The 24,050-nt window shown below is 45.1% G+C and carries 16 protein-coding genes; 2 read left to right on the forward strand and 14 right to left on the reverse strand.

Going from position 1 to position 24,050, the window contains the following annotated elements; translation table 11 throughout:
* Positions 1-148: 148 nt before the first annotated feature.
* Together argH and G4407_RS08985 are read right to left on the reverse strand one after the other, a co-directional pair.
* Positions 149-1,528, reverse strand: coding sequence for an argininosuccinate lyase (argH, locus tag G4407_RS08980; protein WP_173688610.1), 1,380 nt, complete (start codon positions 1,526-1,528; stop codon positions 149-151).
* 76 nt (positions 1,529-1,604) lie between these two features.
* A complete protein-coding gene (locus G4407_RS08985) occupies positions 1,605-2,267 on the reverse strand; it encodes an epoxyqueuosine reductase QueH (protein WP_243259100.1) in 663 nt (220 codons plus the stop codon).
* 187 nt (positions 2,268-2,454) lie between these two features.
* Here G4407_RS08985 and G4407_RS08990 point away from each other — a divergent pair, with 187 nt between their 5' ends.
* A complete protein-coding gene (locus G4407_RS08990; RefSeq protein ID WP_173688612.1) occupies positions 2,455-3,222 on the forward strand; it encodes an ABC transporter ATP-binding protein in 768 nt (255 codons plus the stop codon).
* The gene (locus G4407_RS08995) at positions 3,215-4,024 is read left to right on the forward strand and encodes an ABC transporter permease (RefSeq protein ID WP_173688613.1); all 810 of its coding nucleotides are present in this window, start codon (positions 3,215-3,217) and stop codon (positions 4,022-4,024) included. Before G4407_RS08990 ends, G4407_RS08995 begins: the two co-directional genes overlap by 8 nt.
* Positions 4,025-4,112: 88 nt before the next feature.
* Here the strand turns inward: G4407_RS08995 and G4407_RS09000 are convergent, their stop codons facing one another.
* The 12 genes from G4407_RS09000 to G4407_RS09055 all read right to left on the reverse strand — a co-directional run bounded on the left by G4407_RS09000 (position 4,113) and on the right by G4407_RS09055 (position 23,961).
* The gene (locus tag G4407_RS09000) at positions 4,113-5,183 is read right to left on the reverse strand and encodes a type IV pilus twitching motility protein PilT (protein ID WP_173688614.1); all 1,071 of its coding nucleotides are present in this window, start codon (positions 5,181-5,183) and stop codon (positions 4,113-4,115) included.
* A 47-nt stretch (positions 5,184-5,230) separates the two neighbouring features.
* Complete coding sequence (locus G4407_RS09005; RefSeq protein WP_330586042.1) at positions 5,231-6,901, reverse strand: GspE/PulE family protein; 1,671 nt, start codon at positions 6,899-6,901, stop codon at positions 5,231-5,233.
* Positions 6,902-6,907: 6 nt separating this feature from the next.
* Positions 6,908-7,585: a hypothetical protein gene (locus tag G4407_RS09010; RefSeq protein ID WP_173688615.1), complete on the reverse strand. Its 678-nt coding sequence runs from the start codon at positions 7,583-7,585 to the stop codon at positions 6,908-6,910.
* Positions 7,582-9,009 (reverse strand): hypothetical protein, encoded by a 1,428-nt coding sequence (locus tag G4407_RS09015; protein WP_173688616.1) that lies wholly within the window; start codon positions 9,007-9,009, stop codon positions 7,582-7,584. Before G4407_RS09015 ends, G4407_RS09010 begins: the two co-directional genes overlap by 4 nt.
* 45 nt (positions 9,010-9,054) lie before the next feature.
* The gene (locus tag G4407_RS09020) at positions 9,055-10,248 is read right to left on the reverse strand and encodes a type II secretion system F family protein (protein WP_173688617.1); all 1,194 of its coding nucleotides are present in this window, start codon (positions 10,246-10,248) and stop codon (positions 9,055-9,057) included.
* 85 nt (positions 10,249-10,333) lie between these two features.
* Positions 10,334-11,116, reverse strand: a complete 783-nt coding sequence (locus G4407_RS09025) for a prepilin peptidase (protein WP_173688618.1) — start codon at positions 11,114-11,116, stop codon at positions 10,334-10,336.
* A gap of 1 nt (position 11,117) precedes the next feature.
* Positions 11,118-11,423 carry a hypothetical protein gene (locus G4407_RS09030; RefSeq protein ID WP_173688619.1) on the reverse strand — a complete coding sequence of 102 codons (306 nt, stop codon included), beginning with the start codon at positions 11,421-11,423 and terminating at the stop codon, positions 11,118-11,120.
* Between the two features lie 182 nt (positions 11,424-11,605).
* Positions 11,606-12,052 (reverse strand): prepilin-type N-terminal cleavage/methylation domain-containing protein, encoded by a 447-nt coding sequence (locus tag G4407_RS09035; RefSeq protein ID WP_173688620.1) that lies wholly within the window; start codon positions 12,050-12,052, stop codon positions 11,606-11,608.
* Positions 12,053-12,136: 84 nt separating this feature from the next.
* Positions 12,137-12,892 carry a hypothetical protein gene (locus G4407_RS09040; protein ID WP_173688621.1) on the reverse strand — a complete coding sequence of 252 codons (756 nt, stop codon included), beginning with the start codon at positions 12,890-12,892 and terminating at the stop codon, positions 12,137-12,139.
* Between the two features lie 2 nt (positions 12,893-12,894).
* Entirely contained in the window at positions 12,895-13,308 is a 414-nt protein-coding gene (locus tag G4407_RS09045; protein WP_173688622.1) for a type IV pilus modification PilV family protein, read from the reverse strand.
* Entirely contained in the window at positions 13,295-14,134 is an 840-nt protein-coding gene (locus G4407_RS09050; RefSeq protein ID WP_173688623.1) for a hypothetical protein, read from the reverse strand. The genes G4407_RS09045 and G4407_RS09050 overlap by 14 nt, the downstream gene beginning before the upstream one ends.
* A 14-nt stretch (positions 14,135-14,148) precedes the next feature.
* Positions 14,149-23,961, reverse strand: a complete 9,813-nt coding sequence (locus G4407_RS09055) for a type II secretion system protein (protein ID WP_173688624.1) — start codon at positions 23,959-23,961, stop codon at positions 14,149-14,151.
* Between the last annotated feature and the right edge of the window lie 89 nt (positions 23,962-24,050).

The following is a 24,050-nucleotide window of genomic DNA, read 5'->3' on the forward strand; positions in this document are numbered from 1 at the left end:
GCGCACATTTGTACGCATGATTTGTATATCATAGCGCATTTACCGACATTTTTCAACCCTGATAATTGAAAAACTATGTCTACTTATTAACGCTCATGTTACTGTTCCCAGTACCTGTGACCGGCAATGCTCATTTTCCTTATAACGATTAGCACTCTTCCAGATACGCTTCGTGAAGCGCGATCACCTTTTTCATAGCTTCCGGTCCAGGTGCACCGATCGTATTTCTCTTATTGACACAGGTCTCCATGCTGATCGCATCATAAATATCTTCTTCAAATACCGGAGATATCTCCTTATATTCTTCCAGTGACATATCATCTAACGCAATCTTCTTATCGATGCAATAAAGTACCAGCTTTCCTACGATTCCATGTGCATCACGGAACGGTACCCCGTGATTTACCAGATAGTCAGCTGCATCTGTTGCATTGGTAAATCCATGTCTGCAGCTTTCCAGCATACGTTCTTTATTGAACTTCATGGTTGCGAGCATTCCGGTAAATAAAGCCAGACATCCTTTTACAGTATCGATGGCATCAAATACCAGTTCCTTGTCTTCCTGCATATCTTTATTGTAAGCAAGCGGAATTCCCTTCATCGTAGTCAGGATCGAAGTCAGCGCACCGTATACACGTCCTGTCTTTCCACGAACAAGTTCTGCAATATCCGGATTCTTTTTCTGCGGCATGATACTGCTTCCGGTGCTGTAGCTATCGTCGATATCGACAAACTGGTATTCATTGGAATTCCAGATGATCACCTCTTCCGAGAAACGGCTTAAGTGCATCATGATCGTTGCAAGTGCACTCATCAGCTCGATCAGATAATCACGATCCGATACCGAATCCATACTGTTCAGTGTTGGTCCGTCAAATCCGAGAAGCTCTGCGGTGTATGCTCTGTCCAGATCATAAGTGGTTCCTGCAAGTGCTCCGGATCCAAGCGGACAGGTATTCATTCTCTTGTAAATATCTTTCAGACGCATATGGTCTCTTTTAAACATCTCAAAATAAGCGCCCATATGATGTGCCAGTGTGATCGGCTGCGCTTTCTGCAGATGGGTAAATCCCGGCATGATTGTCTCGGTGTTGTCCTTCATGATCGCAAGAAGTTCGCGGAGCATATCTACAACCAGTCCCTGCAGTGCGGTGATCTCACTTCTTGTATAAAGCTTCATATCCAGTGCAACCTGGTCATTACGGCTTCTTCCGGTATGCAGCTTCTTCCCTGCATCCCCGATCCGGTCGATCAGATTAGCCTCCACAAAACTGTGGATATCTTCGTATTCCTCTGTGATCTCAAGCTTTCCGTTCTCTACATCCCTGCGGATACTCTCCAGTCCGTCCAGGATCTGCTGCTTCTCATCGTCTGTCAGGATCCCCTGCTTTGCCAGCATCATAACATGTGCCTTGCTTCCCTGGATATCCTGCTCATAAAATCGTTTATCAAATGAAATGGACGCATTGAAATTATAAACCAGTTTGTCGGTTTCTTTCGTAAAACGTCCTCCCCATAACTGTGCCATAGCTTTCCCTCTTTTCTTCAACGTAATTCTGTGCTTTAGTGTACCATAGAATGTCGGATTCTGTAAAGTTCCCCTCTTAACTTTTCACAGAACTTTCCGCTTCCTCCCGGAATTTCTTTTCCCGTTCTCTCTGATTTTTGGAATAAATACAGCCACAATAGTCCTGGCGGTAAAGTCCGTAGAGCTTTGACAGCTCGGTTGAACGCTTATATCCATTTCTCTTTTTAAAATCCGAAACCAGATAAGATACCCCGTATTCCCCGGCAAGTCTTTCCCCTATCTCATTCAGCTTCTGCGCATTTTTCAACGGACTGATGGAAAGTGTGGTGGTGAAATACTCATAGTCACCCTCTTTGGCAAGCTTTGCCGCCTCCCGTAGCCGAAGTTCATAGCACTTAAAGCACCGCTCACCGCCTTCCGGAATCATCTCCAGTCCCTTCGACATCTCGTAAAATTTTTCACTGTCATAATTTCCCGCCTGAAAATGGATCGTATGCTTCGCCGGAAGCTCACGGATCAGCTTCTCCTGTTCATGGATCCGCTTTTCAAATTCGGTCTCAGGAAAAATATTTGGATTGTAATAAAAAACCGTAATCTCAAAATATTCCGACAGATATTCCAGCACATAACTGCTGCATGGTGCACAACAGCTGTGAAGGAACAGGCGTGGAACCTTCTTTTCCGATACGATCTGTTCTATCTTTTTATCCAGTTCTTTCTGATAATTTTTTTTCTGCATCTGTTCATCTCTCCTCATATTGCAGATTTGTTTCTTATTATAGTGCAGCTATTCCCTTCGCACAATATCTTTTCTGCCCTGTTTTTCTTTTTCCGCTCCATTCCCGCCGGATTCACACACGCTTTTTTTTATTTCTCATAAACTGAAAGTAAAAGAAAGTGATCGTTTCTGTATCTGGAGGATTATCATGCAATATGCACTGGAACTGAAAAACGTTCATTATGCTTATCATACACTGGAAGGAGAAACCTACGCTCTGAAAGACATCACCTTTTCGGTCCGCGAAGGAGAATTTATTGCTCTGGTCGGTCCCTCCGGGTGCGGAAAATCCACGCTGCTCCACCTGATTGCGGGTCTTCTCACCCCGGAAAAAGGTCTCATCAAAATAAACGGCAGCTATCATCCGGACAATACTTCCTGCATCGGCTATATGCTGCAAAAGGATGAATTGCTCGAATGGCGTACCATCTATCAGAACGTTCTTCTCGGTCTCGAGATCCAACACGCACTGACCACCCGTTCCCGCGCACTGGCAAGAGCCCTTCTTACACAATACGGTCTGAATGCCTTTGCAAATGCAAGACCGTCCGAGCTTTCCGGTGGAATGCGCCAGAGAGCCGCACTGATCCGCACACTGGTCCTGAAGCCGGATATCATGCTTCTGGATGAACCGTTTTCTGCCCTGGATTATCAGACCCGGTTAAATGTAAGTGATGACATCGGGCAGATTATCAAAAAAGAGAAAAAAACAGCGATCCTTGTCACCCATGACCTTGCCGAAGCAGTCAGTCTCGCCGACCGGATCCTTGTTCTCACAAGCCGGCCGGCAACCATCGGGCAGACGGTCAATGTTTCCTTTTCTGATCCGGGACTTTCCCCGCTTGCCCGCCGCAATGCCCCGGAATTTAAGACTTATTTCAATCTGATCTGGAAGGAGCTGAACCCGGATGAATGAACTATCTAAAAACCAGCTGCATTACCTGAATATGCACCGCCGACATAAACGGATCGTTGCCGTTTCCAGAGTCTCCATCCTGCTTGCCTTTCTCTTCCTTTGGGAATTTGCAGCAAATACAGGGCTGGTCGACTCTTTCATTTTCAGCAGTCCTTCCCGGATTGCCCTGTGTTTTCTGGAAATGACCGGTGACGGCAGTATTTTCCGTCATATCGGAATAACCCTTTACGAAACCCTGGTCAGTTTTATCCTGGTGATCTTCTTCAGCCTTTTTGTCACCGTCCTTCTCTGGCTCTTCCGGAAGCTTTCGGAAATCCTGGAGCCTTATCTGGTGGTCCTGAACAGCCTGCCAAAATCTGCCCTCGCCCCGCTGCTCATCGTCTGGCTCGGCGCAAACCGCACAACGATCATTATAGCCGGAATGTCGGTTGCCATCTTCGGGAGCATCCTGAACCTCTATTCCGAATTTTCCGAAGTAGATCCCGATAAGATCATGCTCATCTATACACTTCACGGAAACCGGCTTCATGCGCTCACCAAAGTGGTCATTCCAAGCTGTATTCCGGCGATCATCAGCACCATGAAAGTCAATATCGGGCTCTGCCTGGTGGGTGTGATCATCGGAGAATTTATCGGCGGCAGGGAAGGGCTTGGCTATATGATCATTTATGGAAGCCAGGTCTTCAAGCTCGACTGGCTGCTGATGAGTATCTGTATCCTCTGCGTGATCGCCATGCTGCTGTACGCACTGATCGGACTGGTTGAAAAATGGTATCTGGGCCGGTGTAAAATTTCCGGATAATCTTGCCCGAATCATAATGGAGCAGTAACCACCGGATTTTCTCCGTGGTACTGCTCCACTTTTCTGTTATGATTTTCCGGCCCCGTCCTTACAGATACTGCTGGATCTCCGCCTTATTATTCGTATAGGCAAGCGCATTTTCTCTGGAAATATAGCCCTGCTTTACCAATCTTGACAGATCCATATTCAGGGTATGCATCGCTGCATTTCCGCTGACCTGCATGATACTTCCGATCTGATGTGTCTTTCCCTCTCTGACCAGATTCAGGATCGCATCCGTACCGGTCAGAAGCTCTGTCGCCGCCACACGCGCCATACCGCCCTCACACGGGATCAGGCACTGGCTGATGATCCCCTTTAAGGTCCCGGCAAGCTGGATGCGCACCTGATTCTGTCCACTGGTCGGGCAGGCATCAATGATACGTTCTACCGTCTGCGTCGCACCGGTCGTATGCAGTGTTGAAAGCACCAGATGTCCTGTCTCTGCTGCAAGAAGTGCTGCCTGGATCGTCTCATAATCACGCATCTCTCCCACCAGGATCACATCCGGATCTTCACGGAGTGCACTGCGAAGTGCCGCTGCAAAGCTTTCCACATCTTCTCCGACTTCCCTCTGATGGATCAGGGACTTTTTATTCTCATAGACATACTCAACCGGATCTTCAATTGTAATAATATGGCGGTCACTGACCTGGTTCATATGCTCGATCATTGCCGCAAGTGTGGTTGATTTTCCACTTCCGGTCGGTCCTGTCACCAGGATCAGACCGCGCGGCTCTTCTGCCAGCTGATAAAGAAGCGTTGGCATCTTCAGTTCTTCCAGCGACGGAATATGCGCGTTCAGAAGACGGATCGTTGCCGCCATCTTCTTCTGCTGACGAAACACATTGACTCTCTGGCGATGACCATCTGAAGTACGGATCGCAAAATCCGCATCCTTTCCCGTATCAAACAGTTTTCTCTGACGCTCACTTAAAATGTCCGTCAGCATCTCTGCCATTTCTTCTGACGGTATCTGTGTCTCTGCCTGGATCAGGCGTCCGTTGACACGGTACCAGATCGGCATTCCTTCCGAAAGATGGATGTCCGAAGCTTTTTTTTCTCTTGCCTCACGGATGATCGTATCTATTTTTTCCTGACTGCTTCCAAGCTGTGACATTTCTTCTTTCCTCCATCTTCTCCGTTCTGCTAAAAAGCAGAACCGCTTTATTCGTAACTGATCTTGAGCAGCTCTTCCGGCGTTGTCTTCCCTTCCTTCACAAGGATCAGTCCACTTTCCTTCAGCGTCCGCATATGCTGCACTTCTCTTGCATATCGTGTGATCTCTTCGATCGATGTATGATTGATGATCATCCGCCGGATATCATTGTTGATCGCAAGGATCTCATGAACTGCAACCCGACCTTTATATCCGGTGTTATTACACTTGGTACATCCGGTTCCCCTTGTGACCACACGCACATCCTCTCCAAGGAAAAGACGTTCCTGTTCGGTTGTCTCCATCTGTCTTGCACAGTGCGGGCACACTTTTCTAACCAGTCTCTGTGCCACAAGTCCGACAAGAGAATTGGCAACCAGATACGTCTCCACGCCCATGTCTTCCAGACGGACAATACTGGATACCGCATCATTGGTATGAAGGGTACTTAAAACCATATGTCCTGTGATCGCAGCCCGGACCGATGTTCCGGCAGTCTCACCGTCACGAGTCTCTCCGACCATGATGATATCCGGATCCTGACGCATCAGGGCACGTAGTCCTACATCAAAGGTCAGACCGGCTACCGGATTAACCTGTGTCTGGTTGATATCCGGCAGGTTCTTTTCCACCGGATCCTCAATCGTGGAAATATTAACATGTCTTCCGGACAGATACTCCAGAACCATATAAAGTGTCGTTGATTTTCCACTTCCGGTCGGTCCCGTAATATAAATAATTCCATTCGGATAATTCAGCATCGGCAAAAACTGATTATAACTGAAATCATCCATTCCAAAATGATCCGCATGCTCCATATGTCCGGTTGCTGCCATGATACGCAGAACCGCTTTTTCCCCAAACACTGTCGGCAAAACGGAAACACGGATATTGACAAAACTGTCATTGATCTTAACACGGAAATGTCCGTCCTGCGGGATTCTCTTCTCTGCGATATCCAAATTGGACAGGATTTTGATACGGGCGATCAATGGTGCATGAATATTTCTCTGGATCGTGACATATTCCATGATCACACCGTCGATACGCATACGGACTTTTGTCTCTTTTTCAAATGGTTCAATATGAATATCACTCGCCTCGGTTTTGATCGCACGCTCGATCAGTGAATTTAAAAGCCGGATGATCGGTGCCTCATCATTGGAATCATCCAGATCTTCGATCTCCAGTTCCTCCGTTGTCGCAAATCCCACATTCGCCTGCTCTGCCGCATTCCGCGCATTGACTTCCGCATAATAGTAGGAAATCGCCTTACGCAGCGGTACTTCCTCACTCAAATAAATCTCCAGCTGACACCCGGTCTGCTGCTTGACTTCTTCCAGTGCGAAATAATTTAGTGGATCATTCGTGACAAGTCCCAGTACTTTTCCTTTCAGACTGACCGGAAGGAAAAGATTTTTTTCCGCAAGCTCTCTCGAAATCATCCCTACTGCCTGCAGATTGACCTGGATCTGTGATACTTCTACAATTTCCAGGTTCAGTCTGTTCGCCAGTGCTTCAAGTACCTGATTTTCCGTGACAAATCCCAGTTCCATCAGAATCTGTCCAACTCGCATCTCTCTATGTTCTTTCTGATAGGCAAGTGCCTGTGACATCTGCTCTCCGGTCACATAACCCTTTTCTTCCAGGATCTCTCCGATTCTCAGATTCTTTTTCACGTTCGCTTACTCTCCTTTAGTATTACTAAGTTCTCCACAGGTGTATACAGCCAGTACACAATTACAGTTCATCTGCTCTGTCTTCTGCAGGCTGCTGTCCACATAAATGCCGGACTGCATATCAAAAGAACGCACCTGAATTCCCGGATAGTTCTTCGCAATATCATCCAGAAGTTCCCGGATCTGCGCTTCCTGTCCCTGCAGAGTGATCGTAACCGTTGTCGTATTCACATACTGAACATACGGAAGTGTACTCTGCGACTCTTCTGTCGAAGAATCTTCTGAAGAATCATCTGAAGCCTCAGAAAGCTGATATGCCGCCGGAACACCTGCCACCGGATCTTCAATATTCAAATACACCGGAAACAGATCGTGTTTCAGTGCAAGCCCCGTAATCAGGGAATCGACCTCCCGGTTTTCCATCAGGTCATAAAAACCTTCCTGTGCTTTTTCCAGATTTTCTTTCTGCGTCGCGATTTCCTTCTCCGTCGATGCCTTACTGCTGATCGTATACTGCATTTCCTGCTTCTCGATCGTCAGGTCGTCTTTTTTTGCCACCAGCTCCTGATGTTTTTCCATTCCCGGAAAGATCAGAAAACGCGCCATGAAAAAGAGGATCAATACACAGGCAAGCACCTTTAAAAGGACCACGTCACCTGGTTTTAATTCCATATCGATTTTCACTGATCCTCACCTCCTGTCTCTGCTCCCTTTAACACACAGGAAAGCATCAGCGAATATTCTCCGTCATCGTACGAATATCCACTGTAATTTACCGTTGAAAACAGCCCTGTCTCGGAAAGTTTTCTTACATATGCCGGAATATCAATAACCGCCGAGCTGACCGCATTAAATGTAAGCTCTCCCGTCTCGGAATCCATCGTCTTAATCTGGACTGTCATGGCGCTTCCGCCCACATCCACGATCTTCACGATCATCTCCGCATCCAGATCCGGATAGGTTGCCAGATTGGATTTCGTCTGTTCGACCTGATTCTGTATGGAATCCAGCCGGTCGCTCTCTTCCCGGACCGCATTTGCTTCCTGATATTCGCTCTGGATCTGTGGATCGTTGATCCAGTCTTCCATTTTCTCAATCTTGTGAGATTCTGCATAATTCCAGACCATCACTGCGATCAAGGCCACAAGGCATATACCAAACGTAATCGCCGGAAACATCAGATGCTTTGCAAGACTTTCTTTTTTCGTTACACCAGCCGTGCCCTCTCCTTTCCAGACCTTGTTTAAATTGATCTCTTTTTGCCTGGTACTGATCATGGCACCAATGCAGATCAGCCAGTCATCCACATTTTCTGGAGGGGCAAAATCAAATTCTGCATCCAACGGTTCTACTTCCAGATTCATCGCATGGATTCCGTCCTCACTGACTTCAAAATCATCCGTACTGCATCCGGCGTAAAATACTTTTGTGATCGGCACATCAGATTTTGTGGTGGAGTAGAACTGCAAAATACCGGAAATATTCCGCACGATCTCCGTACCAAAATCCAGAGTTCCTCTCTCACTGAAGATACGGCTTCTTGTAGAATACAGATACTGGCCTTCCCGGAACAGAATACTCGTCACACTTCCTTCTTCAAACAGGAGAACGATCTCAGTATCATTCTGGTAGGATTTCAACTGTCCCAGTGTATTCAGATAACACTCCATCGGGACAGAAATCCACTGAACCGAAATCCCGACCTCTTTTGTCAGCTCCCGGATCTTTTTCAGGACATCCTCTTCCGCGCCTCCGCAGCACAGACAGATTCCTTTCTTTCTGTCTGCTTTGATCACCGCATAATCCTGTACCCAGTCACTGCCATTTTCCGCCATGACATTCTCCGCAAGCCTGGTAAGCTGTCTTCCCCTGGCATAAGGAATCTGCGTTACTCTGGCAGATGAGTAGGATGTCGGAAGCACCAGTCTCACCTGGGATGGGTTGTGTTTCTTTTTATATTTATCCAATGCCTCTTTCCACTGTTCAAAAGGATCTCCAAATACATCGATCGGTATCCGTTCTACCTTCTGGATCTTTGGTGATTTGCCTGCCTTTCCTTCAGCAGCAAGAATACATTCATCCTGCAAAATGATGACGGTATCGCTCATCTTGTTCCTCCTTTGTATCTAAACTCAGCTTCCTGTAATCACCTGCTATGCATTTTCAATTGCTGCATAAGACTGATAGATTGGAAGCATGACTGCAATCATAATAAATCCGACGATCAGCGCCATGAAAATGATCAGGATCGGTTCCAGTAATGTAACCATCTGCTTTGTCGCCTGCTCTGCCTCTTCTTCCATGGACACGGCAATCGAATCCAGCATCACATCCAGCCGTCCACTTTCCTCACCGACCAGGATCGTACTGGCAAGTTTTTTCATCAGTCCATCCACCTGCCTGAGTGCCCGTGAAAGCGGCACACCACTCCGGACCTCGGTCACAACTTCTTCAAACTGTTTCTCGATATAGACATTGCCGATCGTTTTCCCGGCAACACTGATTGCAAGTGCAATCGGCATACCACTGGAATACAGACTGCTTAAAGTACGGGCAAAACGTGCCGTATAGATAACTTTGAAAAGTTTTCCAAATATCGGAAGATGAACCTTCCGGTAATCGATTTGATGTCGGACTGCCGGGATTCCCATAATAATCCGGACCAGTGCAAAAGCAATCACTACGATCAGGATCGCAAGATACCATTTCTTTGTCAGGAAATCAGAAGCTGCGATCAGAACGGTCGTCACCCACGGAAGGCTGTCCATCTGATCAAACAAAGACTGGAACTGTGGCAGAATAAAGGTAACGATCAAAATTGCGATCGCCACACACAGCACCAGAAGAATGCAAGGATAAGTCATTGTAGAGCGAACCTGCTGTGTCAGCTTATATTCTTTTTCATACTGCACGGCAAGACGGTCTGTCACCTGATCAAGATTTCCGCTTCCCTCCCCTGACCGGAGCATTCCGATCATCAGATCCGGGAAGCATTGTTTGGACTCCATCGCCTCAGAAAGAGGAACCCCTTTTCTCAGATCCTGAAGTACATCTTTATAGATCTCCTTTTCTTTTGGATCCAGTCCTTCCTGGTCCACCAGAATATCCATAGCACGCACAAGGCTGACACCAGATGCCAGAAGCGTAGAAAGCTCCCGGCAAAATGCTGCCAGCTGTTTTGCCTTTAATTTCTTATATCCTTTTACTTTTGTCAGGTTCTTCGATTCTACCAGAAACAGCTCCTGTTCCCGAAGCTGCTGGATCAGTGCCGCCTCTGAAGTCGCCTCTGTCGTTCCTCTGTAGGTTTTTCCGCCCATGTCTTTTGCGACATATCGAAATTTCGCCATCCTCCACAAATCCTCTCTTCTGTCTAACATCAAACCATGTCATTTTCACATGATGGATCTTCTATTTCACTTCTTTGCAGTTCCTCTACAGAAAATGCAGATACCACGCTGCAATCTGATCTCCCCAGAAAACGGCTGCTGCAAGTCCCAGTGCAAGAAATGGTCCAAATGCAAACTGGTCTTTCTTCTCAAGCTTCTTTCCGGCAAGCATCACCGCCGCATAACCGCCTCCGGTTACAATTCCGATAAACATCGCGCACACGGTAGATGCCGTGCCAAGAAGCAGTCCGCTTGCTGCCATCAGCTTGATATCTCCGCCCCCGAATGCTCCCGGGATCACCAGTGCCAGGATCAGCATCGGTACGGAAATGATCAGAGCACCGATCAATCTTGTCACAATTCCCCGCTCCGGATAAAGCAGGAAATCAAAAACTGCAAGTATCAAAATCATAATATGAAATCTATCATAAATCATCTGTGTATCCCAGTCAATCAGGGCTACCACAAGTAATATTCCTAAATATGCAAAAATCACTGCGCCTCTTGGCGATATTACGCCTGATCTGCCGCAGCCATATCTGGTCACGCAGCCGATAAAAGCTGCTCCACCTGTAAGTTCTGTCCAAAAACATCTTAAAGGGATCCGCTCCCCACATCCTCTGCACTTTCCGCCCAGACACAGAAAACTCACACACGGGATCAGTTCCCATGCAGTCAGTTCTCTGCCACAGCCTGTACAGTGGCTTCTCCCGCGTACTACATTTTCCCCACGGGGTAACCGATCGATCACGACCGTTAAAAAACTAAAGATACAGGCTCCGAAAAAGAACCGTATCATCCATAAAATTCCTTCTAAAACTACTAACATCTCAATCTCCGGTATCGATCATGGTCTCTTCATGATACACCTTATATGGTGAAGGATCGTCTGCCTGATAACAGACAGTATATTCCCCTTCTTGATAAAGAAACCGAAGGACCTGATAACCGGTCTCATCGGTCTGTAATACCCAGAAATCTCCGGGTGCTTTACTGAGTTTAATGATTTCATCATATAAACCGTCGGCGACACCTCCCTTATGGGAAGTGTCACCGAATGGTCCATTACTGCCATACGCCTCAGTCCCGATTACCTGGAATGCTACCCGCACCGATTTTGCATTTCCCAAAGCCACCTGGGAGTCTGCCCGATAAATCAACCGGAGCACCCCAGGTATAATGAGGACGATCGTAAGCAGAAGAATAAGTAAAACGTTAAGTGCCGACCTTATCCAACGGTATTTAGTTTTGGGTGGTTGGGTTGAGTTGGGGGTTGGCATGAAAATATACCTCTTTAAATTTTAATAAAATTTGTCAATTAATTTGTTTTTCCTGAAATTACACCAGATTTATCTACATAGTAATTTCCTTCCTGAACCGTATCATCACCTTTACCTGTCACATCACCTTTTGTAGAATATACACATGTTTTTCCGCCATTTGTATAAACTAATTCAACAACTTTTCCTTCATCAAGCTTAACACTCGTTGGTTCCTGTTTTGTTTCCGCTAAGTCCTGAATATCTTTCATATTAAGGGTAATAGTTGTAGCACGATCATTTGCATATTTTTCATCTGCCAAAGTCTGTGCAGCCATTACCGCCTGACGTGTTTCAGCAATAATAGATTTATTCTTCGCCTTATCAATATATCCAGTCAGTGCCGGGATCAGCAGAGCTGCCAGGATTGCAAGAATTACCAGTACAACAATAAGTTCTACCAGTGTGAAACCTTTTTTCTTGTTCTCTTTCATTTTCTTAAACATGTTTCTTCACTCCTCTTAAAGTATCTTTTGTTTCTATATAAACGCTTCGGTGCATGCGCTCATATCATATAAATATAAATTTTCTCAATCTGAACCTGTCTCCGCCTTTGCCGTAATCTTCTCGCAGCAAAGCACACTGTGCTTAAACTCCAGGATCTCCGAATCCGTAGCAACCAGATTCGTCAGTTCTTTGTCACTGTACAGATTCACGGTCGCGCTGATCCAGTCTACCTGATCGCCTTTCCCGGTTCCATCCGGAAAAGAATAAATCACTTCCAGATAATTATTCATATAAAATCCTTTTCCAAACACCGTGGCAACTGCGCGCGCCACCGGAACTCCATCCTTCAAATAGATATAACTGTTCTCTGAGCTATTGCGGAAATAATATCTGGTCAGTAACTGCCCACTGTCCACAGCCGACGCCTGACCGGTTCGATTGTTTTGAATATACAGGTCTGTATCCTCGCATCCGTTCGTAGAAACAAGGACGACATAACCCTCTTCATTTATAAATTCTACCGTATTTCCGCGCAATTTTCCAGTACTTTTTGTAATGTTTCCTGTAATGTTTTCACTTTTTTCTACTGAATCTGCCGGAATATCATAGATTTTCACATACCCACTCGCATTTTGGGTAATTGTTCTCAATTCCGTCATTGCGGTATCCAGTATAGACTGTGCATATTGCGTCCTCTGCACCCGGACAAAAATGCGGGATGCCGCACTTAAAGCGGATGCTGCCATCGCCAGCATAATACTGATCAGAAGCAGACATACCATAGTCTCGACCAGCGTCGTTCCTTCTTTTTTTTGAAGCAGGCTCCTCAGTCGTTTCATGATCAGTCTCCTCCTTCAGCATCTGTCTGTCCGGACTCTGATGAAGCTGCCACCGGTCCATAAAGATAAAAGGTTGTATTCTGCTGCCGCTTCTCGGCATCTGTATAAGTGACCTGTTTGCTATCCAGAGTTGCATCTACGGAAAATACTACATTTCCAATCTGTGTCAGACTGGAATCCGCCGCACGGAACCGGATCGTCTTCTGGCTTCCCGTTACCGTTTCTTCCGAAGACTGCAGTCCCTCAAGGACAGCCGCATTGTCTGCACGGATTTCTTTATTCTTTTTCAATGCCGAATTGCTGTAGGAAATGACTCCCTCCAGCACTCCGAACATGATCAGGAAAATGAACATACTCGCCATGACTTCTACCAGGGTTTCTCCGGCTTTCGCTTTTATTCTTTTAATTCTGTGCATCGCCATTGCCTCCTGTTATCGTGATTTTTCCCGTGTCTTCCACAAATTTCCGTGAAAGCGGTTCACTGGTCTGGTATGTATATTCGATTTTGCCACCATCTGCAAAAACGCACTCGTTTCCGGCCGTACTTCCGACCTTCCAGACGCCCCCTCCGGTATCATTTGCTACCCATATGATATTCTGTCCCTTATAGGTAAACTTCACATCATAAGTTTCTTCTCTTGTATATTCTGCGGTATAAGTATACGATGCATCCTCATAGTAAGCGGTCACTCCAACCATCAGCACATACTGCCTGACTACTGTATTCTGCAGTGCCTTGATCTGTGCCGTGTAATCGGTTGCCGTACTGACATCAAGTTCTCCGTTTTTCAAATCCCCTGCTGAACTTCCAACCTTCTCTTTTGCAAGAGAAATACATAGATTCCCATATCCGTCTTCAATCTGCCCTTTCGAAAGATCCTCTATATTCGTCCCATCTGCAACAAATTTGTATTTCGTTGCCTCTGCACTGGACGCTGTTTCATCGTTATAAACCGCATACTGGGAATTTTCCAGAAAGCTGTTCGCAAAAATATAGAAATTCGTACCCGAAGAAGTATTTCCGGCTTTCAATTCTCCATCCAATACCTTTGCATAGCTTTTTGCCAGCTGGTAACAACGCTCCTCCTTCAGGCGCAGATTCGACTGCGCCGTCATGAGTCCCGCCGTGTACAGGATGGCAGCCGCAAAGGCGATAAAGAACGCAGATACACAAAGCACCACTGCCATGGATACACCTTTTTTTTCATTTGCTTTCAGCTGCTGCCAGCCTGTATGTCTCATAGCTTCCTCCATATTTACCGACTCCATTTGATCTCAGTTTCCTTTGATGCCACATATGCATCACTTCCGTTGCCACTTCCCGCATCTTCTGCTTTTACATTTGCAAGTACATCTGCTTTAAACACTGCCGTTTCTGTCACGATAAAATTATCATGTTCCACAGAAACTTTATTCGTATCTTTCACAGATTCCAGATCCGGAAGTTTCAAAGTGTAACGGAATCCGCCTTTTCCGTCTGGCTCGGCGATAATCACCGGTTTCAGCGTAATTGTGTAATAATTATAAGCTCCACTGTCTGAAACATAATTTGACTCAATCGTCACATTGTATACTTCCGGTTCAAAAGTATGGATTTTTTCCTCATCCGGTACATCTTCCTGTGAATCATCTTCTTTTTCCTTCACATTCTCCCAGATCCATTTCCATTCTTCCTCAGAAGTCTCTGTCTTCTCTTTTACCTTGCGGTATACATACTGCTGAAGTTCTACTTTCTTCTGTTCTTCTCCATCCACCGTTTCTGTCGTTTCGATAACCCGGAGTTTTCCTTCCAGCTTATTATCCTGTCCGGCTTCTGTCTCTGTCAGTTTTCCTTTCAGATTGATCGAATAGACTTCTGCACAGTCGATACTGCTCCATTTCAGCACCGTACTCTCTGCATTCCAATCTTCTTCATGGGATGGCACTTCCGGCGTATCGGTTACTTTTACCGTCTCTTCTTCTTCCACGGTATCTGCTTCTACTTCCGGTGCTGTTAGCTTTACATACGGAAGCTGTACTGTTCCGACTTTCACCCACTGCGAGCTGACACTGCTGTTACCGGAAGAAATTCTGGTGTAATACGCGATCCATTTACCGGCATAGCGAATCGAGAAATTATTCATAAAGTGGTAATAATCCTGTGCGTTTTCCATGTTCATCTGAACCGGAACAAAATTATCCTCATAAGTCTGCGGATAAATCTTCACTACATTCTTACCTGGATTTTCTACCGTAGAAGCTTCTGCATCTGCCTGTGTATTATATACATACGCTTTCAGAAGGTATGCACTGCCTCCAGGTGGAATGCTTTCTTTTGATGCGGTAATGTCGATTCTCAGACCATCTGCTGTTCCATTTTTGAAATCTTCCGCATCTACCGGCTTCTCCTTATCATGTGTCCAGCTGACTTGCCATCTATTCAGTACCGGAGCTGCAAGTCTGCTCGGAATCTCCAGTTCATAGGTCACACCCGGAGCACTGTCTACATAGACATTCTTATTACTTGTTTTGGCTACCAGATAGACAACGATTCGTTTACCCGCATAAGCTTCCAGATCGATCGTCTTTGAATAGCTGCCATCTTTTGCTTCATGCTTCGAGACCACATCTCCCATGGCTGTTTCTTTTCCAGGCTCGCCAGAATTGCTGTACTCACGAACATAAATCTGATATCCCATACAATACGTCTCATCTGCGATTTTTTCCCAGCTGACACTGTAGTTCAGTTCATTTTCATCCACATTCACTACCGATGGCTGTCCCGGTTTTTCCAGACGCTGTGATACGTTGTAGGTCGCTGTGGTAGAAAGTCCGATCTGACCTTTTGATGCATCTCCGATACGGGTTACTTTCAGCCGGATCTGAGTGTAATTCCAGTCATCTCCGTCTGCGGTAAAGCTTCGCCCGCTCTCTTTATATGCGGTTGTATCAATCGTAACTTCCTTGCCGTCTGCATCAATACCGGTCATCTCGATCTTGTACTTCGGATCGGATGTCGCAGCTACATTCTTGTCCCATGAGAAGGTGTACTGCATCCGGTTCTCATCATCGTAGGTCGGTTCCAGGTTGGATCCGTCTTTCTGATCGAGTACCGGGGCTGCAAGCCAGGTGAACAGTCTGCCCGAAGTATAGTTATAATCATTAAAATATCCACTGTTATTCTTCAAAACCGTACTGAAACTATACTTCCATTCACATTTTTCTGTTCCGTCGGTCTGCTCTTCAACACCAGCCAGCTCAGTTATATTTGCAGCACTTTCTGTATCTACATCATAATAAGTGTAGACCGGTCCAAGACCAGACTGTGAATACCAGAGACGAATCTTCAGGTTCGATGCATCCCGCAGATAATCTGGAAGATTTGCAAATGTCGCTACTGCATTTCCTTTGGATACTGACATCATATCGGTTTTTGCAAACACAACATTCTGTTTTTCTGAAGTTCCGCTCTTCCATGTTCCAATCAGTTCTGCACGATAAATGGTAGGGGTTTCTACAATATTTGTATTTGCTCCCTCAAGCGTAACATTGATCTTCAGATCATCCAGACTGCTTCCACTGATCGATGTTGTTGCTTTTACTCTGTCATTGCCGTTATAAGTTCCCACCTTAATTTGCGGCTGATAATTCGGGAGATATACGGGTACAGAAGTAAGTGTTGATGACTGATAGTCTTCTCCTATCGCCTGCGCATTAATCTGATACCACTTTTCAGAATAATCAATGGAAAGCTTTCCTGTCGGATTTTTAGCATCTAGAATCAATGTTTCATACCGACCAAACAGGCTGATCTTTACCTGCCATCCTGAATACTTCTTGTTATAAACATCCAGATTATTTAAACTATAACGATAGGTATATTGTCCCGATCCTGTTCCGGTTTCAATCAGCTCTACTTTTACATCCGGAGTCGGCAGTATTCCTTCTCCCTGTCTCACCTCTGCTGTTATGGGATCTGACTCTTTTATATTATCGTACATGCTCTTTGATCTGACTGCAATCTTTAGCGTTCCTGACATTCCTGCCGGTATATCAAAGCTCGCTTCTTCTGTATACATCACATGTTCTTTTGTCATACCTTGTTCATCCGTGATTGATACAACATAAGCAAATGGATCGCATTTTTCCGGTGTTGCAGCCCCCACAAGATCATTTGGCGTAACCAGCATCAAAATCTTTCCATCAGCAACTGTGGCTTCTGCCGAAGCCGGAGCAAGGATCTTCTCAGTTCCGGAATCCGAAACAATTCCTTCCAAACGCCGATAACTGGTTCTGGTATCTTCTACAAGCACATTATCCGGAGTTGAAATATAAGTTCCATATAATTTATTCCATGTTGGCACTTCCCCTTTATCCAGATAAAATAAGACTTCGCCTATAACTTCATTATTATATTTTATGTAACGATCATCCAGCCGGCATGAAGATCCATTTACCGTCTTTTGCGGATAGATGTATGTAGCAAAATATTGTTCTCTATCCATATCATACATAAAGAAATAATCAAATGTATAGGTATTAAAATCTTTCCAGTCGCCTTTTCCGTATGACTGCAAGCCACCTTCCGTCAAACCATTTTGAGTGCTTCCACTCCCCGATTTACTTTTGGAAATTCTAATATTAGTAAATGCCCATGGATTCGTAGAATTTGATCCATCAAGATAATAATTGCCTTTCCGGTTTTCTTCAGGCATAGCCTTTGGTCTTCCTTTTTTTGTAAAATCACTTGCAGCTGAATAAATCGGATATTTTGTTTTGTTATAATTATTACTTCCCAGATTCAGCGAATAACAATCCTTTACAATCGTATTTTCCGACCATGATGCACCGGCCGCATTATTTTCACTATACCGGTCTCCAAAAATACCGGTAGCAAAATTATCGCCATTTAACTTATTACCAAAATTTCGGCATCTTTCTATTCGCATAACAACATTCTGCGTCGATGTTTGTATAGCTGTACCATTCGCATTATCACAGGACAAGAAGCCAAAAATCCCCGATGCCATAGATGCCGAATAAATCTGTACACCTGATTCATTTATGCAATCAAGAATCTGTACTATAAAACTTTGTCCCCGACTGACATTAGCTGTTCTGTAAGTTGTGATATTCCCTAGTATTCCCGCACTATCGTTTGCACCGCTTCCGCTTGATCCATTTTGTTTGTAAATACTTCCATAATTGTTACAACTTATAACATTATATGTATTTTGTTCATATGGATGATATAGCTGTGCTACAATTCCTCCGGATGCACCAATCCAGTCTGCACCAAAGGTTGTCTGCAAATTTCCGTAATTACGGCATTTTTCTATGGTTCCTCCGGTTCCTGTCCACTGTCCCATAATTCCACCAGAATAATGGGTATTATAACAATATATTGTTCCGTAATTAATACAGTTTTTAATATTCCAGTCACTGGATGTCGAATTGTTCTGATTTCCAATGATTCCACCCGCAAATCGGTTAGAAATTCCGTTCGACAGCTCACGTCCTACAAACGCACCATTAATCAAATATGTCGAATCATTTTCCGATTCATTCATTCCGATAATTCCACCGGTACCTACACTAAGCGCCTGTGACTTATTCAAGATGAACCAGTTTCCCGATACGCACTTATTAACAGATCCTGTAGTTCCATTAAATGCAGTAATTCCTCCCAAATTTCCATTTGCATTCATATACATCTGCAATTTTCCGGATGTAATACTTGTATTATCAGAATATATTTTTCGACTCAGCCAATTATTATAGTTGATGTACTTACTTCCATCTTCTTTCAATCCGGAATTTCTTGCTCTCAGATTCATCGCATCAAGCGTATCTTCTTGTTCATTATCATAGATTATTTCAGAAGTTTTTCCACTTCCTGACATCACGATCTCGCCCTTATTGAATCCGGTTACTCCACCGAGCATACCAGTCTCTGCAGTCAGACTGCTTGACTCATTATCTGCAAGCATACACCCCTCAATACAGCCATTTTCCTCATTTTTCCCAGTAATTCCACCGGCATGACTTGAAAGTGCTTCTTTTTGTTCTGCTGTATTTGAACTTGTGGCACTGTAAACTCCTTGAATATTCATTTTAATATAAGTAACTTCATTATCTCTCAGCAGTGCATAATTAATTCCGGAAATTCCGCCATAAGAGTTTCCCGCTTCACTACTTGCTTCTTTTATTTCTCCGGAATAAGTACAATTGATAACCGAAACATCATTTGCCCCATCCTGTAAAACAGTAGCATTTCCATTGCTCCCAACAACTCCGCCAAGATACTTATATCCACTGAAATTCTTAAAGTCCACACCTTTTACTGAAACTCTCGCCACAGTCCCCTGATTCATACCGGCTACACTACCTACAACAAGAGCAGTCTGCTGTACATTGATTTCCGGCATCGCTGTAATCTCTGTCAGATTTCCGGTTGCCCGTAAATCTCCGATGGTTCCGTTGTTGAGTCCGGTAATTCCTCCGATATTGACCGCACTTCCGCTGATCACTACGTTTTCTTCCGGTGCACTTCCAAGGATCGTCCCGTTATTCACCGCACAGATTGCTCCTGCGTCCATAACGCCCAGACTGTAAATCTCTGTCTTTTTCGTTTTTGTTCCCTGAACGTTGCAGTTCTCAATGATTCCATCTTCTTCATTTTGTGCAGCGATTCCTCCGGCATATCCGGAACTGCTGCTCACACTTCCGTAATCTTTACTGTTTGAAATCCTTGCCGCATTAACTGCTGTAATTCCTCCCGCATATCCGGAATCCGCAGTTACTTTTCCTGCCCGGTTGATTGTATTGGTCACATTTCCACCGGTTGTACCGACAATTCCTCCGACCATTCCACGGGTTGCGCGTACCTGACTCGCCTTGCATACCAGATACTGTGTTCCGGACTGGCCAAGAGAATCCTGACCCAGATAGTTTCCAACAATTCCACCGACATTTTCATAACCGGTGATCCGTGCTCCGCTTCCGACAGCTACAATTTCTCCGTTTGTTCCGCCATCTCCGGTAACACTCAGAGTTCCTGTTTTTTCATTAATACCAATAATACCGCCCACATTCGTTCCGTGACTGCTCCTGATGCTGCGGCTGATATTCTCGTCTTCAGCAACCTGGATCGTACCGCTGTTTCTGCCTGCGATTCCACCGACATTGTCACTGGTACCGGAAATATTCGCATAGCTGGTGTTCTTTCTTATCACACCTTTGGTCAGATTCCAGCCGACGATTCCACCCAGATTCTGATTACCGGAAATTGTCTTTCCCGACATGGTACTGCATTTTTCAATGGTTCCTGCTGTATAGCTTCTTGTTCCATCTTTAAATGTCGTGTCGCTTCCGATATTCAGTCCGGCAATTCCACCGACATAACTAAGCGCCGCATTTCCAAAATGCTCGCTGAGAGTACACTGGTAAATGAGCCCCGCATTCAGTCCGACCACTCCGCCGATTCCTGTGAAACCGGATAAACTTCCCTTGTTGGTACAGTTGTCGATGATCTGATTCTTCAGATTGACTCCGACAATTCCACCTGCCAGGTGCAGTTCCAGATTTTCCGCCTCATCTGGCAGATTGATGCCCGGGCTGATCTCATTTTTTGCAAATGTCCCCAATTTCACCGTTCCGATCGATTCACCAAACACAGCAGATGTCAGAGAAATATTTCCCGAATTGGTACAATTTTTCACTACAATCCTACTGTTCTTTTCGCTGTATCCAAGAATCCCTCCTGTATACAGACTGGCAGTGATCGGAAGATTATTCGTCGTTGTGACTGTGATCTTTGCCGTATTGGTATTGGTATATCCACTCGCATATACCGGGATATTGTCCGCACTCAGCTCCGGCAGCAGTTTATCTGCATTTTCCCGCAATTCTCCTTCTGTTGTAGAATAGGTGCTGATATATCCAACCACGCCACCACAGAATGCCTTTCCTTTGATCGTACCAAGGATGTTATCTGTATGGATTCCATCCATCACAAGATCGTTATTTGTATTTACCAGATTCGCTCCAATACATCCGCCGACAAAAAGCTGACCTTCCACACTTCGTGGACGGATCTTTAAGTCTGATTCCGTCACAGACGCAGATGCATTTAATCCAAAGGCACCACCTGCACATTTTCCAAATGCATAGATGCGTCCACCGATCAGGGTGTAGTTGACACTGATCCTGGCATTCACATCGTTGAATCCAACTACGCCCCCGACATAATCTTCTCCAACCACGATACTGGAAACAGATTTGACCGTAATATTCTGGCTTTCCTCGGAAAACAGAATATTACCATCATTATATCCTGCAATTCCACCTGCATAATCCGCTTTTGCTTCCCAGTTATTTACGATCGTATTGTAAATAGAATTATCATAATCGGATAAGTAGCTTGCGCAGTCTGAGATCGTAGCTCCGTTGGCATTATATCCGACAATTCCGCCAATATATTCCTCATACCCCGCTGCCACACCATTGTTGATACAGTCCGTAAGTACAACCGCATCTGCATTCTCACCAACGATTCCACCCACATAACTGTTCCCGATCACATAGTTTCCATTGGTTGTGACAGAGACTCCGCCGTGCGCCCGGATCGCCTGGTCAAGACCTCTAAGGCCACCGGCGATTCCGCCGACATACCTAGATCCCAGAACATATCCACCGCTCTTTGTAGAACAGTTGGCAAGCATGGAAATGTTTCCGTATCCAATGATTCCACCAACATATTCTCCGCGAAGTAATTCATCTTTCTGGGTTACATCATAAACATACCCCGTCTGTCCGGCTGCACTCGAAGCTCCATAAAGAAGCGTCTGTTTCCCGTACCCGACAACGCCGCCAAAATATTTTCCTTCTTCTGAGCCGTCTGTAGCGGAAGAAGCGGTGCAAAGTACAAGTCCGTCATTACTGCAGTCTGTCAGGTCCGACATTTCTCTTAACACACCATCCTGATAGGTCGCAGCCTCTAATGTACCGGTTACTTTTCCGGCAATTCCGCCTGTACAGTAATTACCGTTAATATTCGCATGGTTTTCACATTCCTCAATTTTGGCACCATTCTTTTTGGTTGGCAGACTCGCATATCCGACAATCCCGCCGATTCCTCTTGCCGCACTTTTGTCAGCAGTGTCCGGGAGCGTAACATTCATGTTCCCTGACATGGAAAGCTTTGTTGCCTGCCCTGCTGCTACCTTAGTGCCATCTGCATTTGCCATCGTTCCGATCACTCCGCCGACCGCTGCCATAGCAGATCTGTCGGATGCCCCTGCACCAGTCTGTTCAAGCGATACATTGACTGCCGTATCTTTTCCGGTCACTGCCGTATCTGATATATTTCCCTCGCTTCGCCCGGCAAGGATTCCGATTCCTTTCAGTGACGAATACTTCCTGGTATCTGCCTTTTCCGTTCCAAAGGTCAGTTTTGGATTCTGGAGCGTCACCTGTTCGATTGTTCCCTTTACTTCACAGAACAGTCCCAGATACTCTGGTCTGCTCACCTGACCTGCTGCCTTCGTTTCGGTTCTCCCGGTTTTCTGTACTGCTGCAGCAGTCTGAAGTTCGTCTGCTGTTGTATCATCAATAATCGAATCCTCACCCAGCTTCAGATTCGAGAGCAGCGTACTTCCTCCCTTTCCTTTTAACGTATAGCCTGCAGGAAGCTCTGCAATCACCGGAAAATCACTGGCCGAAGTTTTGCTGTTCTCTTTCCAGGCCAGCTTCAGGATATTCTTCTGTCCGGAAACATTGCCCGAAGTCTGCTGTGTCAGCTGATACACACCGGTACCGGCTGAAGTCCAGTCCATATTTTTATTGGTAAGTATGAAGGTCGGATTTCCTTTCTCGGCATAATACCGGATATTTGAAAGATGACGGTACGCAGCAATCTTTACATCATTTTGGGATGTGCTGTCCGCATACATGGTATTCGCTGTATTAGATGATACCGACTCACTGTCTTTATATTCCTTCTGGATCAGATTTGCCGAATCCTTTCCTGCGTAAGATGTCGCTTTTACCGTCGCATAAATATTCTGTGCCTTTGCAAGATCTTTTGCTAATGTCATCGACGCAAGACGGCAGATGCTTGTGCTCAACGTTTTCTCATAAGCAGACGGATCCGATGCCAGCGTTGCCTGTGTCTTCGCAGACATCATGGCATCAAGAACCAGAGAGTACTTATTATCGCTGTAGGTCAGTGGGAACTCCCATCCTTCACTTTCTTTATTGTTTTCATCCTTCAGAGTAACCGATGCCATCTGTCCACGGTCCGACTTATTCTGATCAATGGACCATCCGTTTTTCCGAAGATCATATGGCGATACAACCATGCTGAAAAGCTTTTTGTCACTTCCTTTTAAATAGAAAGTAATCTCATAGCTTACGTCCAGACTGTTGCCGACATTACTTGACCAGTTCAGCGACAACCGTTCACTGTTCTGAAGACTGATCGTTGCAATACGAAGCTTCGTTGTACCAAGATTGACTGCATTTACCGTATCATCTGCAGAATAATAACCAAGCAGTCGTTTGCTTCTGCTTTCATATTCCCTGTCAAGCATGGTAAGCGAATGGTTTTCATCTTTCTCGGCATAATTCAGACTGTCGCATTTTGTTGCATAAAATGCAGAATACACTTCACCGGATTCGATATCAATTTCAATTGCGATTGCACCTTTGTATATATCTTTATCATAAGTATAATCATCGATCAGCGTAAGCACCGGATTCTTCTTTGAATTCTTGCTGTCATAAGAATCTGCATCCAGCGTGATCGCATAAATTTTACCATTCAGCTTCAGATCCGAGCCGCTATACTTGATCCCTTTTTTCTCAACCTGCTTCTTAAAGCTGTCCCATTGACCGGATGACCGGTAATAGGTAAGCTTCGACTCTGCTGCCAGATAGACTGTCCTGGCATTCTCCTCATTCTTTCTGAATTCCGCTTTCCGCCAGTAATTAATAAAAAACGGAACTGCGATTGCTACAATGATCGAAAGGATGATGAGTACTACAACCAGTTCTACCATTGTAAAACCTTTTTTTCTGTTTTTTCTCATATTCGTACACCTGCTATATATTCATTCGTCAAATTCTAATTATACATAGTAGATTATAGCAGTTCTTTCGCAAAAAAACAGCATCATTT

This window comes from Allocoprococcus comes, assembly GCF_013300725.1.
Classification (GTDB): domain Bacteria; phylum Bacillota; class Clostridia; order Lachnospirales; family Lachnospiraceae; genus Allocoprococcus; species Allocoprococcus comes_A.

Coding starts and splice junctions, on each gene's coding strand:
- G4407_RS09020 (WP_173688617.1), bottom strand. CDS start 10,248: ATGGCGAAATTTCGATATGTCGCAAAAGACATGGGCGGAAAAACCTAC.
- argH (WP_173688610.1), bottom strand. CDS start 1,528: ATGGCACAGTTATGGGGAGGACGTTTTACGAAAGAAACCGACAAACTG.
- G4407_RS09040 (WP_173688621.1), bottom strand. CDS start 12,892: ATGAAACGACTGAGGAGCCTGCTTCAAAAAAAAGAAGGAACGACGCTG.
- G4407_RS09050 (WP_173688623.1), bottom strand. CDS start 14,134: ATGAGACATACAGGCTGGCAGCAGCTGAAAGCAAATGAAAAAAAAGGT.
- G4407_RS08985 (WP_243259100.1), bottom strand. CDS start 2,267: ATGCAGAAAAAAAATTATCAGAAAGAACTGGATAAAAAGATAGAACAG.
- G4407_RS09055 (WP_173688624.1), bottom strand. CDS start 23,961: ATGAGAAAAAACAGAAAAAAAGGTTTTACAATGGTAGAACTGGTTGTA.
- G4407_RS09025 (WP_173688618.1), bottom strand. CDS start 11,116: ATGTTAGTAGTTTTAGAAGGAATTTTATGGATGATACGGTTCTTTTTC.
- G4407_RS08995 (WP_173688613.1), top strand. CDS start 3,215: ATGAATGAACTATCTAAAAACCAGCTGCATTACCTGAATATGCACCGC.
- G4407_RS09015 (WP_173688616.1), bottom strand. CDS start 9,009: ATGAGCGATACCGTCATCATTTTGCAGGATGAATGTATTCTTGCTGCT.
- G4407_RS09000 (WP_173688614.1), bottom strand. CDS start 5,183: ATGTCACAGCTTGGAAGCAGTCAGGAAAAAATAGATACGATCATCCGT.
- G4407_RS08990 (WP_173688612.1), top strand. CDS start 2,455: ATGCAATATGCACTGGAACTGAAAAACGTTCATTATGCTTATCATACA.
- G4407_RS09035 (WP_173688620.1), bottom strand. CDS start 12,052: ATGTTTAAGAAAATGAAAGAGAACAAGAAAAAAGGTTTCACACTGGTA.
- G4407_RS09045 (WP_173688622.1), bottom strand. CDS start 13,308: ATGCACAGAATTAAAAGAATAAAAGCGAAAGCCGGAGAAACCCTGGTA.